General features: G+C 74.6%; 13 protein-coding genes and 1 pseudogene. 4 read left to right on the forward strand and 10 right to left on the reverse strand.

What is annotated here, in order from left to right; translation table 11 throughout:
- Positions 1 to 67: 67 nt before the first annotated feature.
- From TEK04_RS13045 to TEK04_RS13055, 3 genes are all read right to left on the reverse strand, one after another.
- The gene (locus TEK04_RS13045) at positions 68 to 2,932 is read right to left on the reverse strand and encodes a vitamin B12-dependent ribonucleotide reductase (protein ID WP_336404781.1); all 2,865 of its coding nucleotides are present in this window, start codon (positions 2,930 to 2,932) and stop codon (positions 68 to 70) included.
- A 178-nt stretch (positions 2,933 to 3,110) separates the two neighbouring features.
- Positions 3,111 to 3,662: a transcriptional regulator NrdR gene (gene nrdR, locus TEK04_RS13050; RefSeq protein WP_336404782.1), complete on the reverse strand. Its 552-nt coding sequence runs from the start codon at positions 3,660 to 3,662 to the stop codon at positions 3,111 to 3,113.
- Positions 3,663 to 3,985: 323 nt separating this feature from the next.
- Entirely contained in the window at positions 3,986 to 4,324 is a 339-nt protein-coding gene (locus tag TEK04_RS13055; RefSeq protein WP_336404783.1) for a LysM peptidoglycan-binding domain-containing protein, read from the reverse strand.
- 518 nt (positions 4,325 to 4,842) lie between these two features.
- Between TEK04_RS13055 and lexA the strand changes: the two genes are divergently transcribed.
- Positions 4,843 to 5,655, forward strand: a complete 813-nt coding sequence (gene lexA / locus TEK04_RS13060) for a transcriptional repressor LexA (RefSeq protein WP_349257749.1) — start codon at positions 4,843 to 4,845, stop codon at positions 5,653 to 5,655.
- Between the two features lie 22 nt (positions 5,656 to 5,677).
- On the opposite strand, the gene TEK04_RS13065 is transcribed toward lexA, so the two are convergent.
- The 3 genes from TEK04_RS13065 to hflX all read right to left on the reverse strand — a co-directional run bounded on the left by TEK04_RS13065 (position 5,678) and on the right by hflX (position 9,061).
- On the reverse strand, positions 5,678 to 6,793 hold the full coding sequence (locus TEK04_RS13065) for a hypothetical protein (RefSeq protein WP_336404784.1): 1,116 nt from the start codon (positions 6,791 to 6,793) through the stop codon (positions 5,678 to 5,680).
- Positions 6,765 to 7,481 (reverse strand): phosphatase PAP2 family protein, encoded by a 717-nt coding sequence (locus TEK04_RS13070; protein WP_336404785.1) that lies wholly within the window; start codon positions 7,479 to 7,481, stop codon positions 6,765 to 6,767. The genes TEK04_RS13065 and TEK04_RS13070 overlap by 29 nt, the downstream gene beginning before the upstream one ends.
- Positions 7,482 to 7,561: 80 nt before the next feature.
- Positions 7,562 to 9,061, reverse strand: a complete 1,500-nt coding sequence (gene hflX / locus TEK04_RS13075; RefSeq protein WP_336404786.1) for a GTPase HflX — start codon at positions 9,059 to 9,061, stop codon at positions 7,562 to 7,564.
- A 211-nt stretch (positions 9,062 to 9,272) separates the two neighbouring features.
- Between hflX and TEK04_RS13080 the strand changes: the two genes are divergently transcribed.
- Both TEK04_RS13080 and TEK04_RS13085 read left to right on the forward strand, forming a co-directional pair.
- The gene (locus TEK04_RS13080; protein ID WP_336404787.1) at positions 9,273 to 9,590 is read left to right on the forward strand and encodes an MFS transporter; all 318 of its coding nucleotides are present in this window, start codon (positions 9,273 to 9,275) and stop codon (positions 9,588 to 9,590) included.
- Positions 9,591 to 9,605: 15 nt separating this feature from the next.
- Positions 9,606 to 10,577 (forward strand): annotated as a pseudogene (locus TEK04_RS13085) (MFS transporter); the annotation flags it as partial.
- Here TEK04_RS13085 and dapF read toward each other — a convergent pair.
- Genes dapF through TEK04_RS13100 form a run of 3 tightly spaced genes read right to left on the reverse strand, consistent with a single transcriptional unit; the run spans position 10,528 to position 13,087 of the window.
- The gene (gene dapF, locus TEK04_RS13090) at positions 10,528 to 11,448 is read right to left on the reverse strand and encodes a diaminopimelate epimerase (RefSeq protein WP_336404788.1); all 921 of its coding nucleotides are present in this window, start codon (positions 11,446 to 11,448) and stop codon (positions 10,528 to 10,530) included. The pseudogene TEK04_RS13085 and the gene dapF overlap by 50 nt on opposite strands.
- The gene (gene miaA / locus TEK04_RS13095; protein WP_336404789.1) at positions 11,445 to 12,350 is read right to left on the reverse strand and encodes a tRNA (adenosine(37)-N6)-dimethylallyltransferase MiaA; all 906 of its coding nucleotides are present in this window, start codon (positions 12,348 to 12,350) and stop codon (positions 11,445 to 11,447) included. Before miaA ends, dapF begins: the two co-directional genes overlap by 4 nt.
- On the reverse strand, positions 12,347 to 13,087 hold the full coding sequence (locus TEK04_RS13100; RefSeq protein ID WP_336404790.1) for a class III extradiol ring-cleavage dioxygenase family protein: 741 nt from the start codon (positions 13,085 to 13,087) through the stop codon (positions 12,347 to 12,349). The genes miaA and TEK04_RS13100 overlap by 4 nt, the downstream gene beginning before the upstream one ends.
- 40 nt (positions 13,088 to 13,127) lie before the next feature.
- Between TEK04_RS13100 and TEK04_RS13105 the strand changes: the two genes are divergently transcribed.
- The gene (locus tag TEK04_RS13105; RefSeq protein WP_336404791.1) at positions 13,128 to 14,864 is read left to right on the forward strand and encodes a DUF349 domain-containing protein; all 1,737 of its coding nucleotides are present in this window, start codon (positions 13,128 to 13,130) and stop codon (positions 14,862 to 14,864) included.
- Here TEK04_RS13105 and TEK04_RS13110 read toward each other — a convergent pair.
- Positions 14,788 to 16,062 (reverse strand): DUF4192 domain-containing protein, encoded by a 1,275-nt coding sequence (locus TEK04_RS13110; protein ID WP_336404792.1) that lies wholly within the window; start codon positions 16,060 to 16,062, stop codon positions 14,788 to 14,790. The two genes, TEK04_RS13105 and TEK04_RS13110, sit on opposite strands and share 77 nt — an antisense overlap.
- Positions 16,063 to 16,102 lie beyond the last annotated feature (40 nt).

The raw sequence follows: 16,102 nt of genomic DNA on the forward strand, positions 1-16,102 counted from the left end.
CGGGTGGCGGGTACGCCGACGCCCCGGTCACCCCGTGCGGGGTGACCGGGGCGTCGGCGCCGTCAGGTCAGCTGCAGCCGCTGGTGGAGCCGCAGCCCTCGCAGACGTAGCAGCTGCCCGCGGGGCGCATCTTCGTGCCGCAGGTCATGCACAGCGGCGCGTCGGTGGCGGTGCCGGTCACCAGCTCGAGCAGCTCGGCCGACGAGTGGGCCTCCTTGACCGAGGCGGGACCGGCCGGGGTGACCTTCTCCTCGGCCTTGGTCTCGGTGGGGGCCGACCCGCGCAGGGCCTCGAGGTCGACGTCCTCCTCGACGGTGGCGGTGGAGGCCGAGCCGTAGGACCCGGCGACCTGCGCGGCGCGCTCCTCGGCGGTGAAGATGCCGAGGTTGGCCCGCTTCTCCACCGGCAGGTGGTCCAGCGCCAGGCGACGGAAGATGTAGTCCATCACCGACTGGGCGATGCGGATGTCCGGGTCGTCGGTCATGCCGGCGGGCTCGAAGCGCATGTTGGTGAACTTGGAGATGTAGGTCTCCAGCGGCACACCGTGCTGCAGCGCCAGCGAGATGCCGATCGAGAAGGCGTCCATGACACCGGCCAGGGTCGAGCCCTGCTTGCCCAGCTTGAGGAAGACCTCGCCCAGGCTGCCGTCCTCGTACATGCCGGCGGTCATGTAGCCCTCGGCACCGGCCACGGAGAACGACGTGGTCATGCTGGTGCGCTTCTTGGGCAGCCGCTTGCGGACCGGGTGGGCCAGCGTCGGGGCCGGCGCGGGGGCCGCTGCGACCTCCTCGACCTTGTCCTTCTTCTTGCCGCCGTCGGACAGCGGCTGACCGACCTTGCAGTTGTCCCGGTAGATGGCCAGGGCCTTGATGCCCATCTTCCAGCCCTGGAAGTAGATGTTCTCGACGTCCTCGACCGTCGCCGTCTCGGGCATGTTGACGGTCTTGGAGATCGCGCCGGAGATGAACGGCTGCACCGCGGCCATCATGCGCACGTGGCCCATCGGGGAGATGGCCCGCTCGCCCATGGCGCAGTCGAACACCTCGTAGTGCTCCGGCCGCAGGCTCGGGGCGTCGACGACGTGGCCGTGCTCGGCGATGAACTCGACGATGGCCTCGACCTGCTCGTCCTGGTAGCCCAGGCTCTTCAACGCCCGCGGCACCGTCTGGTTCACGATCTGCATCGAGCCGCCGCCGACCAGCTTCTTGAACTTGACCAGCGAGAAGTCCGGCTCGATGCCGGTCGTGTCGCAGTCCATCATGAAGCCGATGGTGCCGGTGGGGGCCAGCACCGAGGCCTGGGCGTTGCGCCAGCCGTTGGTCGTGCCGATCGCCAGGCAGTCCTGCCACTGCGCGGTGGCGGCCTTGAGCACGTCGGCGTCGTCGGCGCCGACCGGGCGGATGGCGTCGTTGGCGGCGGCGTGCTTGCGCATGACCCGGGCGTGGGCCGTGGCGTTGCGGGCGTAGCCGTCGTAGGCGCCCACGACGCCGGCCAGCTCGGCCGAGCGGCGGTAGGCGGTGCCGGTCATCAGCGAGGTGATGGCCGCGGCCAGGGTCTGGCCGCCGCGGGAGTCGTAGGCGTGCCCGGTGGCCATGAGCAGCGCACCCAGGTTGGCGTAGCCGATGCCCAGCTGCCGGTAGGCGCGGGTGGTGTCGCCGATCGGCTCGGTCGGGAAGTCAGCGAAGCAGATGGAGATGTCCATCGCGGTGATGATCAGCTCGACCGCGCGGGTGAAGCGGGCGGAGTCGAACGTGCCGTCGGCCTTCAGGAACTTCATGAGGTTCAGCGAGGCCAGGTTGCACGAGCTGTTGTCCAGGCTCATGTACTCCGAGCACGGGTTGGACGCGTTGATGCGGCCGGTCTCGGGGTTGGTGTGCCAGTCGTTGATCGTGTCGTCGTACTGGATGCCGGGGTCGGCGCACTCCCACGCGGCGGTGGTGACCTTGCGGAACAGCTCCTTGGCGTCGACGGTCTCGATGACCGAGCCGTCCGACCGCGACCGCAGGCCGAACCCGGTGCCCTCCTCGACCGCGCGCATGAACTCGTCGTTGACCCGGACCGAGTTGTTCGCGTTCTGGTACTGGACGCTGGTGATGTCCTTGCCGCCGAGGTCCATGTCGTACCCGGCGTCGCGCAGCGCGCGGATCTTGTCCTCCTCGCGCGCCTTGGTCTCGACGAACTCCTCGATGTCGGGGTGGTCGATGTCCAGCACGACCATCTTCGCCGCGCGACGGGTGGCGCCACCGGACTTGATGGTCCCGGCCGAGGCGTCGGCACCGCGCATGAAGGAGACCGGGCCCGAGGCGGTGCCGCCGGAGGACAGCAGCTCCTTGGAGGAGCGGATGCGGGAGAGGTTCAGGCCGGCACCGGAGCCGCCCTTGAAGATCAGGCCCTCCTCGCGGTACCAGTTCAGGATCGAGTCCATCGTGTCGTCGACGGCGAGGATGAAGCAGGCGCTGACCTGCTGCGGCGACGCGGTGCCGACGTTGAACCAGACGGGCGAGTTGAAGCTGAAGTACTGGTGCAGCAGCATCCAGGTCAGCTCGTGCTCGAACAGCTCGGCGTCGCCCTCGGTGGCGAAGTAGCCGTGCTCGCGGCCGGCCTCGGTGTAGGTGAGGACCACGCGGTCGATGAGCTGGCGCAGGCTGGTCTCGCGCTGCGGGGTGCCCACGGCGCCGCGGAAGTACTTCGTGGTGACGATGTTGGTGGCGTTGATCGACCACTCCGAGGGGAACTCCACGCCCCGCTGCTCGAAGTTGATCGACCCGTCGCGCCAGTTGGTCATGACGACGTCGCGCCGCTCCCAGGTCACCTCGTCGTAGGGGTGCACGTCGGCGGTGGTGAACACCCGCTCGACCGTGATGCCCTTGCGGCCGACGGCCTTGCCGTTGCGCTTGCGGCCGGACGAGATGCGGTCGGTGGTCTCGGTCAAGACTCCCCCTGGGGTTCGTGTGTCGACACCTGGCCGGTGGACCGGGTGCAAGGAGCGTGCGGAGCTGGTGGCGCGGTGACCGGACGACGTCGGGTGGGACACGAGCCGGTCGGAGGTGCATCGGGCGGCTGCGACGGGGAGGGCGCAGCACGCGGTCGGTGAGGTGGCGGGTCGGCGGTCAGTCGGCGGGGACGACGGCGCTGTGCGGGGCGGCGTGCGGGGCGGCTCCGCCGCGCGGGATGACTGGAGGCGGCAGGTCGGCCGAGGCGATCTCGGCCACCGAGGCCGCCTTGGCCCGCATCTCGGCGATCTCCTTCTCGAAGTCGGCCGCCGAGGTGAAGGAGCGGTAGACGCTGGCGAACCGCAGGTAGGCCACCTCGTCGAGGTCGCGCAGCGGGCGCAGGATGGCCAGCCCGACGTCGTGGCTGGGCACCTCGGCCGACCCGCTGCAGCGCACGGCGTCCTCGACCTGGGCGGCCAGCACCGCCAGCTGGTCCTCGTCGACCGGGCGGCCCTGGCAGGCGCGCCGCACGCCGGCGATGACCTTGGCGCGGTTGAACGGCTCGGTCACCCCGCTGCGCTTGACGACGGCGAGCACCGCCTCCTCCACCGTGGTGAACCGGCGACCGCACCCGGGACAGGAGCGGCGGCGACGCGTCGTCGCGCCCTCATCGGTCTCGCGGGAGTCGACGACCCGGCTGTCGGGGTTGTGGCAGAACGGGCAGCGCACCGGGTGGTCTCCTCCCTGCGACGGGCTCCCTGTGGACCCCGCGGGGGACATCCGGTGGACGACCTCGGGGAAACCTGGGGAACAGCATGTGGACGGAACGACATCTCTGTAACTACTAGATGTTGTGGTCAGACTAGCTCCGCACCCCTACAGGTGCGCAACTCCGTACCGGCGTGTCGTCTTCCCCGGACGCGTACCCGCAGGTGGACGCCACGGAGCACGCCAGCGGTCCCACCCGCCCCACGCCGACCACAGCTCCTGCCAAGACCGGGCACCGCACGTGGCACCGCCACGCCGGCGCGCTCGGCGGCGTCGCTGCGGGGTCACGGCAGCAGCAGCACCTGGCCCGGCACCAGCGAGGCATCGGTGAGCCCGTTGACCTCCTGCAGGGCGTCGACCACCGCGCGCGGGTCGACGTCGGGCGCGATCGACTGGGCGATCGACCACAGGGTGTCGCCGCTGTGCACCACGACGCTGGACCGCCCGGCCAGCTCGAGCGCCGGCTCGTCGGCCGACCCCAGCACCGCGGACCCGACGACCGCGGACACGGCCACGACGGCGCCGACCCCGAGCCCGGCCAGCACCCGCCGGCCGCGGCGGGTCAACCGCACCGGCGCCTGCGCGGCGCGCTGCGGCGGCTGTGCGATGCGCGGTCGGGCCACCGGCCTCGGTCGCAGTCCGACGACGTCAGCCGACCCCGGACGCAGCGGGAGCTTGGTTGCCCCACCCGCCGGGACCGTCGACGCCGCCACCAGCGCGCGACCGGCGGGGTGGTTGCCCCGGCGCCGGACGGCGGCGGGCGCCGGGGCAGGAGCGGGGGCAGGGGCAGGGGCAGGGGCAGGGGTAGGGGCAGGGACGGTGTGCAGGTGGGGCGCGGTACCGGCCATGGTGGGTCACTCCTGTCGCTCGTCCGGACCCCCACGCGGGGCCCGGCACGCTCGAACGGCTGTTCGATCGAACGTCTGTCCGATGTCTACCGCACCCCTCCGACAAAATCGAGATGACACGGGTGGAACTTCGAACACGTGTTTGAACTGGCGGCCGCGAGGCGTTACGGTGCGTACTGATCAACCCCTGATCGATCCACCGCTCGATCGACCTGGTCGGCCCACCGGTCCCCGGACCGCAGCCGGTCGACCGCACAGCACGGTCGCGCCACCGCGACCGACGAGGAGGACACGTGGCCAGCTCGGGAGACACCCCCGGCGGGACGAGCACCGGCAAGCGCACCGCGCGGTCGAGGGCGGGCACGTCCTCGACGTCCGGCACGGCCGAGGCCGACCGCGGCTCGGTGCGCGAGTTCCCCGAGCGCGGGGAGGCCGGCGACGGCCTCACGCAGCGCCAGCGACGCGTGCTGGAGGTCATCCGCGACTCGGTGGAGCGTCGCGGCTACCCGCCGAGCGTGCGCGAGATCGGCGAGGCCGTCGGGCTGTCCTCGGCCTCCTCGGTCGCCCACCAGCTGTCGGTGCTGCAGAAGAAGGGCTGGTTGCGCCGCGACCCCAACCGGCCCCGCGCGCTCGACGTCCGGCTGCCCGGCGACCACCCCGAGGCCGACCCCTCCGGCGCGGGCCTGGCGGCCACCGGGGCGGGTTCGGGCGTCGACGACCCCCGCGTCCCCGCACCGACCTACGTGCCGCTCGTGGGCCGCATCGCCGCTGGTGGGCCCGTGCTCGCCGAGCAGGCGGTCGAGGAGGTCTTCCCGCTCCCGCGGGAGCTGGTGGGCGAGGGCACGCTGTTCATGCTCAAGGTGACCGGTGAGTCCATGGTCGACGCCGCGATCTGCGACGGCGACTGGGTCGTCGTCCGCCAGCAGGCGACCGCGGAGAACGGCGAGATCGTCGCGGCCATGATCGACGGCGAGGCCACCGTCAAGACCTACAAGAGGCGGGACGGGCACGTGTGGTTGCTGCCGCACAACCCTGCCTTCGAGCCCATCCCCGGTGACGACGCCACGGTGCTCGGCCGCGTCGTCACGGTCCTGCGCCGGGTCTGACCCGGCGCCGGGTCGGCCTCCGTCAGCGCCGGCGGAGTCGGCCCACGCCGGCGACCAGCACGGCCGCGGCGACCACGGCGATCGCCCCGGCGGTCCACGGCGACAGGCGGGGCCGGGCCGGGTCGGTCGCCGTGCCGGCGACGGCCGGGTCGGTCCCTGCCGTCGCCGCGGCCGGGGACAACGCCCCCACGGCCGGCAGCAGGGTCAGTGCGGCCGGGAGACCCTCGCCGGTCACCAGCAGGCTGCGCCCGTCGGCGGCGAACGCGATCGCCTCGCCCTGGGGGGCCTCGGGCAGAGCCACCCGCACCGGCGGTGCGGCCAGCGCGCCGACGACGTCGGACCCGGCCATCGACCACACGTACGCGTCGGTGTAGGTCCGCAGCGCCAGCAGGGCGCCGTCGGGGCTGACGGCGCCACCGGTGACCATGAGCTGCCCCGCCCGACCGACCGGCCCGCCGGGGGTGCCGGTCAGGGTGAAGGACAGGTCGGCCACCTTCTCCATCGGCACGGCCGCCTCGGCGTCCAGCGCCTGGGCGGGGCGGTAGACGGCGCTGGCGCCGAGCACCTCCTTGGTCACCAGGTAGGGCGTGCCGTCCGGGGCCAGCAGCAGTGCCTCCGCGTCGTGCGGGCCGTCCGGGTAGGTCAGGCGGTACACCGGCGAGCTGCCGTCGGGGCGCAGGGCGATGAGGGCCACGGTGGTCCGGCCCAGACGGTTGTCCCCCGTGTCGGCCACCCACACCGTGCCGTCGGCTCCCAGCGCGAGGTCCTCGGGGTCGTAGGGGTCGACCGCGGCGGTCCGCTCGCCCACCACCGCGCACGCGCCGTCGAGCTCGTGCACCACCACCGAGTCCCCGCCGTCGTTCATCGCGAGGGTGGTCGACCCGGCGACCGCCAGACCCGACATCTCCGGCAACCGGGCGTCGGTCACCGAGCAGACGTCGGTGGGGTCGCCGAACAGGACCGTCTCCTCGGCGGCCGCCGTCTGCACCTCGGGTCCCGGGGACCCGGCGGCGAGGAACGAACCCGGCAGGAACGGCCCGGCCAGGACGGCGGCGCTGAGCGCGGCCGCGGTCAGCACCGACCGGGGCCACGACCGCCGGGCCGTGGCCTCAGGCAGCGGTTCGCCGTCGAGGAGCACGTACGAAGCGTGACAGCACGGTTGCGTCGAGTGCATGCACCACGCCCAGCAGGACCATGCCCACGGCAGCTCCCACGAGTGCATCGGTGACCCAGTGGAAGTTCAGCGCCACCATGGCCACACCCGTCACACCCGGGCCGACCACGGCGAGCAGCCAGAACGCGCGCTGCGCCGCCGCCGGCAACGCGAAGTCGACCGCCTGCCAGCGCGCCACACCCCACATCAGCACGGCGTTGGCCACGTGCCCGGAGGGGTAGGACGCGCCGTCGCGGTGGAAGAAGGACCCCGGGTAGGCGGGCGCGGTGCGGCCCGTGCCGTACTTGAACCCGTAGACGACCGCGGTCAGCAACACGAGGGCCACCAGCACCCGCACCAGGGGCAGCAGGCTCCGCCGGCGCACCGCGATCCACCCCACCAACCCGGCCAGCACCACGAGGATGGTGACCCGACCGCCGGCCTGGGTGAGCACCCAGACCGGCCAGTAGGCGGCGGAGTCGCGCAGGCCCCAGTCGCTGACCACCTCCGACACGCGCAGGTCCATCCGCTCCAGCGCGCCCCGGCCGAGCAGGTCGACGGTGACCAGCACCGTGACCAGCACGCCGAGGCCGACGGCCCACCACGCCGGCCGGCCGGGACCGATGACCGCGGGTGCGCGCCGAGCGGGCGCCTCGGCCCTCGGGGTGCTCACGCCGTCACGGTACCGCCCGGCCGTGACCTCCCCGTGACCTCGCTGAGCGCCGGGTCCGGTGGGACGGCGGGGACCGCACCTCAGGACCGGGCGGCGCCGAACTCACCGAGCGCGGCGGCCAGGGCGCCGTCCACCCGGGCGTGCAGCCGGGTGCCCTCGGCGCAGAACTCCTCGCTGAGCACCTCGCCGTCGGCGTGCACCCGGGAGACCAGGTCGCCCCGGTCGAAGGGCACGAGCACGTCGACGTCGACGTCGGGGTGCGGCAGGCGCCCGGCGATGACCTCCCGCAGCTCGGCCACGCCCTCACCGGTGGCCGCCGAGACCCACTGGGCCCCCGGCAGCGCCTGGCGGAGCGCCAGGACGTCGTCGGGCGCCATCGCGTCGACCTTGTTCACCACGACCAGCTCGGGCACCGCGGCCGCGTCGATCTCCGACAGCACCACGTGCACGGCGTCGATCTGGCCGAGCGGGTCGGGGTCGGAGCCGTCGACGACGTGCACCAGCAGGTCGGCGGCCGCCACCTCCTCCAGGGTCGACCGGAACGCGTCGACCAGCTGGTGGGGCAGGTGGCGGACGAAGCCGACGGTGTCGGTGAGCGTGTAGTCCCGGCCGTCGGGGGTCTGCGCCCGACGCACCGTGGGGTCCAGGGTGGCGAACAGCGCGTCCTGCACCAGCACGCCGGCGTCGGTGAGCCGGTTCAGCAGGCTGGACTTGCCGGCGTTGGTGTAACCGGCGATGGCGACCGAGGGCACCTTGTTGCGGTCCCGCCCCGACCGCTGGGTGGCCCGGGCGGTGGCCATCCCGGCGATCTCGCGGCGCAGTTTGCTCACCCGGGCGCGGATCCGCCGACGGTCGGTCTCGATCTTGGTCTCACCCGGGCCGCGGGTGCCGATGCCCCCACCGCCGGCGACGCGGCCACCGGCCTGCCGGGACAGCGACTCACCCCAGCCGCGCAGCCGCGGCAGCATGTACTGCATCTGGGCGAGCTCGACCTGCGCCTTGCCCTCCCGGGACGAGGCGTGCTGGGCGAAGATGTCCAGGATCAGGGCGGTGCGGTCGACCACCTTGACCTTGAGGATCTTCTCCAGCTGGTTGAGCTGGCCGGGGGTGAGCTCGCCGTCGCAGATGACAGTGTCCGCGCCGGTCGCGGCCACGACCTCGCGGATCTCGGCGGCCTTGCCCGAGCCCACGTAGGTGCCCGCGTCGGGCTTGTCGCGGCGCTGGCTCACCGCCTCGAGCACCTGCGACCCGGCGGTCTCGGCCAGGGCGGCGAGCTCGGCCAGCGAACGGTCGGCGTCGGCCGCCGTCCCCTCGGTCCAGACTCCGACCAGCACGACGCGCTCCAGGCGCAGCTGGCGGTACTCGACCTCGGTGACGTCGTCCAGTTCGGTCGACAACCCGGCCACCCGCCGGAGCGCGCCGCGCTCCTCGAGGGCGTAGCTGCCGGTGGTGTCGTCCGGGGCGTCCCACTGCCCGCGCGGCGCGGGGCGGGGATCGGTCGGGACGGCGGTGGGCACGGCGGCCTTGGCGGCGCGTGCGGCGGCGTCCTCGAGAACGGCCCGGTTCTGTGCTGTGGTCATCGTCTCCCAGCGTGACACGCCCCCGCGGTGGGGAGCACCTTGATTCCTCCCTGCACAACCGGCACAGGGCCCCCGCTCATTCCTGCGGGTGGACCCGAGGTGGACCGACCACCGTTCCCCGTCCGCGCCGCGCCGCGCCGCGCCCGGCGCGCGGCACGCCCGGGGACCAAAGGAATTGCCCCTCCCGAGCACCGGGTCCAGGCTGCCCGCCATGACCAGCCTCTGGCGGCACCACGACTTCCGGCAGCTGTGGGTGGCCGAGACCGCCAGCCACGTCGGCACCCAGGTCGTGGGGGTCGCCCTGCCCGTCGTCGCGGTCGCCGTGCTGGCCGCGACGCCGCTGGAGATGGGTGTCCTGACGGCACTGGAGACCGCCGCCTTCCTGCTCGTGGCCCTGCCGGCGGGGGCCTGGGTGGACCGCTGGCGGCGACAGCGCGTCCTGGTGCGGGCCGACACCGTGCGGGCGGCGGCGCTGGCCACCATCCCGGTCGCCTACCTGCTGGACGCCCTCACCCTCGGGCAGCTCTGAGCCGTCGCCGCCGTCGTCGGCACGGCCACGGTGTTCTTCGACGTGGCCTACCAGAGCTACCTACCCACCATCGTCGACCGCAGCCAGCTCACCGACGGCAACGGCAAGCTGGAGATCAGCCGCGCGGTGGCCCAGGTCGCCGGTCCAGGCCTCACCGGGGTGCTGCTGCGCGTGCTCGCCGCCCCGGTGCTCGTCGTGGTGACCGCCGTCGGCTACCTGCTGTCGGCGTTCTTCGTCAGCCGGATCCGGCAGACCGACGTCGTCCCCGACCGGTCCTCCCGCCGGCGCCTGCGGACAGAGATCGCCGAGGGGCTGGGCTTCGTCGCCCGGCACCGCCTGCTGCGCCGGATCGTGGCCTGCACGGGCACCGGCAACCTGTTCGGCGCGATCACCGACACCCTGCTCGCCCTCTACGTGCTGCGCACGCTGGGCCTGTCGGAGTCCACCCTGGGGCTGGTGCTCTCCGCGGGGGCCGCCGGTGGGCTGGTCGGGGCGTTCACCGCGTCCCGGGTGGCCCGGCTGGTCGGCGAGGGCCGGGCCATCCCGCTCTCGGCGGTGGTCTTCGGCCTCGCCGCCGCCCTGACGCCGCTCGCCGCGGCCGTCGACGGGGCCGCCCGGGTAGTGCTGCTGGTGGCCGGCGGCATCGGGGTCAGCTGGGCGGCGGTGGTCTACAACGTGCTGCAGGTGAGCTTCCGGCAGCGACTGTGCCCACCACGGCTGCTCGGCCGCATGAACGCCTCGGTGCGGTTCGTCGTGTTCGGCACCATGCCGGTGGGCGGGTTGCTCGGCGGGGTCCTGGGGACGGCGACCGGGGTCGTGCCGGCCCTGTGGGTGGCCGCCGCCGGTCAGCTCCTGGCCGCGCTGCCCGTCGTGCTCAGCCCGTTGACCGGGATGCGGGACCTGCCCGACGAGCTCGACGCGACCACGGGCCCTGAGGTCAGCCCCGGGACCAGCCCAGCCACGAGGGGGTCAGCGTCCCCGAGCTGACCACCACCGCCGGCCCGGTGAGCACGGTGGTCTGCGGGGACACCTCGACCGACAGCCGGCCACCGGGGACGTCGACGGTCACGGCGCCCGCCGACCGGCCCCCGGCGTCGAGGGCGGCCCAGGCGGCGGCGCAGGCCCCGGTGCCGCAGGACCGGGTCTCCCCCACCCCGCGCTCGGACACCCGCAGCCGCACGTGCGCCGTGGTCCCCGCCGGCCCCTCCTCGGCGGAGAGCACGTTGACCAGCTCGACGTTGACGCCGTCGGGGAACAGCACCGGGTCGACCGCCGGGGCGGTGGTCAGGTCCAGGCCCTCCAGCACGGCGTCGGTCAGGCAGACCAGGTGCGGGTTGCCCATCGAGACCCCGGTGCCGGGGTAGGACACCCCGCCCAGCCGAGCCTCCCCACGGCCCAGCGGGCGCGCCGGGCCCATGTCCACCCAGTAGCCGGGCATCGCAGGGTCCTGGGTGGTCAGGCCCACGCGGCGCGGTCCGCCCCGGGTGCCCACGAGCACCCCGGCGCGGGCGGTCTGGGCGTCCAGCAACCCCTCGGCGAGCAGCACGTGCAGGTACAGCCGGATGCCGTTGCCGCACATCTCGGCGTGGGAGCCGTCGGCGTTGCGGTGGTCCATGAACCACGCGCACTCGTCCAGGGCGTCGCCCAGCACCTCGGCGGCGTCGGGCACGCAGGCGCTGGGCACGACCCGGAGCACGCCGTCGGCGCCCAGACCCTCCCGGCGGTCGCAGAGCCGGCGGACGAGGGCGGGGTCGAGCCGGCTCTCGGGCCACACGGTGCCGTCGGGGTCGGGCAGCACCACGAAGTCGTTCTCGGTCCCGTGCCCCTTGAGCACCCGGGGCCCGCTCGCGTCGATCACGCCCCGATCGTAGAGAGCGCGCGCCCGACCAGGTCGCGGTCGGCGGCGTCGAACCAGGTCACCGCCGCGTCCCGGCGGAACCACGACCGCTGCCGGCGGACGAACCGGCGGGTGGTGCGCACCGTCTCCTCCCGGGCCGCCACCGGGTCCAGGACGCCGTCGAGCTGCCGGAGCACCTGGGCGTAGCCCAGCGCCCGCGACGCCGTCGGCCCCTCGCGCAGCCCGTCGGCGGCCAGCGCGGCCACCTCGGCGACGAAACCGGCCGCCCACATGCGCTCGACGCGCAGGGCCACGCGTTCGTCGAGCTCGGCGGGCTCGCGGTCGACGCCCAGGACGACGGCCGGGTAGTGCGGTCGGGGCTCGGGCAGCGAGGCCGCGAAGGGCCGGCCGGTCAGCTCGACCACCTCCAGGGCACGCACGATGCGTCGTCCGTTGCTGGGCAGGATGGCCTGCGCCGCGGCCGGGTCGACACCGGCGAGCCGCTCGTGCAGCCGCGCGGGGCCGACCTCGTCGAGCTCGGCGGCCAACCGCGCCCGCAGGCCCGGGTCGGTGCCGGGGAACTCCAGCTCGTCGAGCACCGCCCGCACGTACAACCCCGACCCCCCGACCAGCAGGGGGACGACGCCCGCCGCCCTGAGCCGGTCGATCTCCGCCCGGGCCCGCAGCCGGTAGTCGGCGACGCTGGCCGGTTCCCGGACGTGCCACAGGTCCATGAGGTGGTGGGGCACCCCGCCGCGCTCGACATCCGTGGGCTTGGCGGTGCCGATGTCCATGCCGCGGTAGAGCTGCATGGAGTCGGCGTTGACCACCTCCCCGCCCAGCCGGGTCGCCAGCTCCACCGCGAGCGCCGTCTTCCCCGTCGCGGTGGGGCCCACGACCGCGACGACCGGCGGTGCCGTCACGGCTGCAGCCACCCGGGGACGCCGTCGGGCACCTCGGCCAGCAGCCAGTCCGCGACCAGGTAGCCCACGCCGAACGGGGCCTCGTCGAACAGCAGGCGGCCGGTGGCCGACCGTCCGGCCAGCGCCCGGCCGACGGCTGCCCAGGTGCGCACGCCGGCGGCCAGCAACCGGTCACCCTCGACGACGTCGAGCGCGGCCAGCCCGGCCGGCTCCGCCGCGGCCAGGGTCGAGGCGACGACGGCGTCGAACCCGGCCGCGGCCGGGTCCAGGGCGCCGGGAGCCTTCACGGTGCGCCGGGGCGAACCGTCCCCCATCGCCAGGATGCCGACCGGACCGGGCAGCTCGGCCAACGCGTCGGCCAGGTCGTCCGGGGCGACGCCGAGGCGGGTGCCCGCGTGGCCGGCGGCGTCGAGCAGGTGCGCGCCGACGGCGTGGGCCAGCGGGAGGGGGCGCCCGCCCGGCCGCACCCCGCCGGCGAAGGGCAACGGTCCACGCGCGCCGCCCCACGACGCCAGGTCGGCGGCGTCCCCGGTGCCGTAGCGCACCCCGGGCGGGCCCTCCCCCACGACCAGGACGACGTCGGGACGCAGCCCCAGCAGGGTGTGCACCGCCTCGCCGCACGCCACCCGCAGCCGGTCGGTCTCCACCCCCGGCGCCCCCTCGACACCGGGGAGCAGCAGCGGCGGGTGCGGGCAGAAGGCGACCGCGACGGAGGTGGTGGACGGCTCGGGGCTCACGGGGCGAGTGTCGCCGATCGCACCGTGGGAGACTGCCTGCGTGTCGAGCACGGAGAACACCGCAGACGTGACCCCGCAGCCGGAGGAGGCCACCCCGGCCGCCGGGTCGGACGCCGTCACCCCCGACGCCGGTACCCCGGCCACCGCCGAACCCGCGGACGCCGCCCTGGCCGACCCCACCACGGACGCGCCCGCCGAGGAGGCGGCACCGGTGGGGACGCCGGCGGAGGACTCGGCGGAGGACTCGGCGGAGGAACCGGTGGAGGTGCCCGACACCGCCGAGGTCGTGGCCTCGGCCGACGTGCCCGCCGCCGGCGACGTGCTCGACGTGTCCGAGACCGCGGAGACCACCGACGCGGTCGGCGCGTCCGACGAGGGCGGTGCGGCCGAGCAGGTGCCCGCCGAGACCGCCGTGACCGACGCCGCGGACACCCCCGTCACCGCCGAGTACGTGCCGACCGCCGCCACCTCGACGACCACCTCGACGACCGCCTCGACCACCGCCTCCGGTGACGACGCCGTCCCCGGCCTCCCGCCCACCCCCGCACCGGTCGCCCCCTCCTCGGACCCCACCCAGTGGGGCCGCGTCGACGACGAGGGCACCGTGTACGTCCGCACCGCCGACGGCGGCGAGCGCGCGGTGGGCTCCTGGCAGGCCGGTGAGCCCGCCGAGGGGTTGGCGCACTACGGCCGGCGCTACGACGACCTGGCCACCGAGGTCGGCCTGCTGGAGGCCCGCCTGCGGGCGCACACCGGCAACCCCGCCGAGATCCGGGCCAAGGCGCAGGCCCTGGCCGAGCAGGTGCCGACCGCCGACGTCGTCGGTGACCTGCCGGCGCTGGCGTCGCGGCTGGGCACGATCATCGACGCCTCCGAGGCCGCCGCGGCCGTGGCCCGGGCCGAGAAGGCCAAGGTGCGCGGGGAGCAGATCGCCCGCAAGGAGGCCCTCGTCGCCGAGGCCGAGACCATCGCCGCGGACTCCACGCAGTGGAAGGCGGCCGGCGACCGGCTCAAGGCCATCGTCGAGGAGTGGAAGACGATCAAGGGCATCGACCGCAAGACCGACGAGGCGCTGTGGACCCGGTTCGCCGCGGCCCGCGACGCCTTCGGTCGCCGGCGCGGCTCGCACTTCGCCGCCCTCGACGTGCAGCGGTCGGAGTCCCGGGCGGCCAAGAGCGCCCTCATCGCCGAGGCCGAGGAGCTGTCCACCTCCACCGAGTGGGGGCCCACGTCGGCGGCGATGCGCGGTCTGATGGACCGGTGGAAGGCCGTGCCGCGCACCGGCCGGGACACCGACGACGACCTCTGGAAGAAGTTCCGCGCCGCCCAGGACGTCTTCTTCAACGCCCGGTCGGAGTCGGACAAGGTCCGCAACTCCGAGCAGAAGGCCAACCAGGAGAAGAAGGAGGCCCTGCTCGCCGAGGCGGAGAAGATCGACCCGACCCGCGACCTGCGCGGCGCGCAGAACGCCCTGCGCAAGATCCAGGAGCGCTACGACGCGGTGGGCCACGTGCCCCGCGAGGTCATGCGTTCGTTGGAGGACCGCATGCAGGCCGTCGAGGAGAAGGTGCGCGGCGCCGCCGACGCCGGCCGGCCGCGGGCGGTCGCGGAGAACCCCATGCTGACCTCGCTGCGCGCCGCGGCCGAGAAGGCCGCCGACCAGCTGGCCAAGGCCAAGGCAGCCGGCGACCCCAAGCGGATCAGCGAGGCCGAGGCCAACCTGGCCAGCCGGCAGGAGTTCCTGGCCGCGGCGGAGAAGGCCGGCTCCCGCCGCTGACCTGTACGACCGGCGGGTCCTCCGGGTCGGCGAGCAGCGCCCGGAGGACCGCCGGTTCGGTGTTGGCCGCCACCGCCTGCAGGAGCAGCTCCGCCATCGCGTCGTGGCCGCAGTGCCGTGACCGCTCGAGGGCGGCGACGGCGAGCACGCCGGCACCCCGCAGCCACGCCGACAGCCCCAGCAGCATCGCCGGCACCGGCGCCAGCTCCTCGGGGAGCCGGTCGTTGAGCTCGGTCCACAGCGCCTCGGCGGCGGCGAGCAGGTCGTCGTCGTCACCGGCGCAGAGGGACAGCGCCCGGTCCCGCACGGTCACCAGGGTCAGCGCGACCCCGACCCTGGCCAGGTCCGCGTCGGTCATGGGCGTCCGGGCCCCCGGGATGTGGGCGCCGACGGCCTCGCTGACCACGGCCCACCCCTCGTCGGTGAGCTCGTCGAGCGTTGCGCCCCGGGCGATCCGCACGTCGAGCTGGGCGTCGGCGCGCCGGCAGAGCAGGGTCAGCTCTGCAGAGGTGGGCCGGGTCGGCCACGCGCGGGCGACCACGGCGTCCCGGTCGGGGTCGACGACCTCACCGAGCAGCGCCGCGATGCCGGTGAGGCGGGAGGCGGCCGGGTCCAGGGCGGTGCCGGCACCGGCGCCGGTGGCCGGTGCGACGTCGGGGTAGCTCCACCACCGGCCGTCGCGGACGAGCACCGCGTCGACCGTCTGCGTGCCGTGCGCCGACAGCTCCTCGATGACCGCGTGCACCAGGGGCCGCCGGGGCAGGTCGGGGACGGTGGGCCGCTCGGCGGAGTCGACGCGCGGCGGGGTGTCCCGCCAGGGGTCGGGTGCCACGACGTCGACCTGCACGTCGGGGTCCTCCGTCACCACGAACAGCAGCGCCCCGGCCGGGCGCAGCGCCGCGGCCCGGGCCACGACCTGGTGGGCCACCTCCCGGTCGTGCTCGGCGGGGGGCAGGTCGAGCCGGAGGGTCAGGCTCATCCGGCGGTCGGGACGGCCGTCGCCGCCCAGGAAGAGCAGCACCAGCGACTCGACCGGTGGGAAGCCGAGCAGCTCGGGCAGGGCGGCGGCGAACTCCTCGGCCCGGCCGCGCAGCACCGACTCCGGTTCGCGGCGGCGCGGGCGGGGTGCGGGCGGGACGGCGGCACGGGAGGCACGGGAGGCACGGCGCGGGGCGGGACGACGGCGGGGAGCGGGCATGCCGGCAGCCTCGCCGCGGCCGGTGACCGCCGGAACGGCG

This window comes from Klenkia sesuvii (assembly GCF_037083825.1).
In the GTDB taxonomy this organism is placed as follows: domain Bacteria; phylum Actinomycetota; class Actinomycetes; order Mycobacteriales; family Geodermatophilaceae; genus Klenkia; species Klenkia sesuvii.

Coding starts and splice junctions, on each gene's coding strand:
- hflX (WP_336404786.1), bottom strand. CDS start 9,061: ATGACCACAGCACAGAACCGGGCCGTTCTCGAGGACGCCGCCGCACGC.
- TEK04_RS13110 (WP_336404792.1), bottom strand. CDS start 16,062: ATGCCCGCTCCCCGCCGTCGTCCCGCCCCGCGCCGTGCCTCCCGTGCC.
- TEK04_RS13080 (WP_336404787.1), top strand. CDS start 9,273: ATGACCAGCCTCTGGCGGCACCACGACTTCCGGCAGCTGTGGGTGGCC.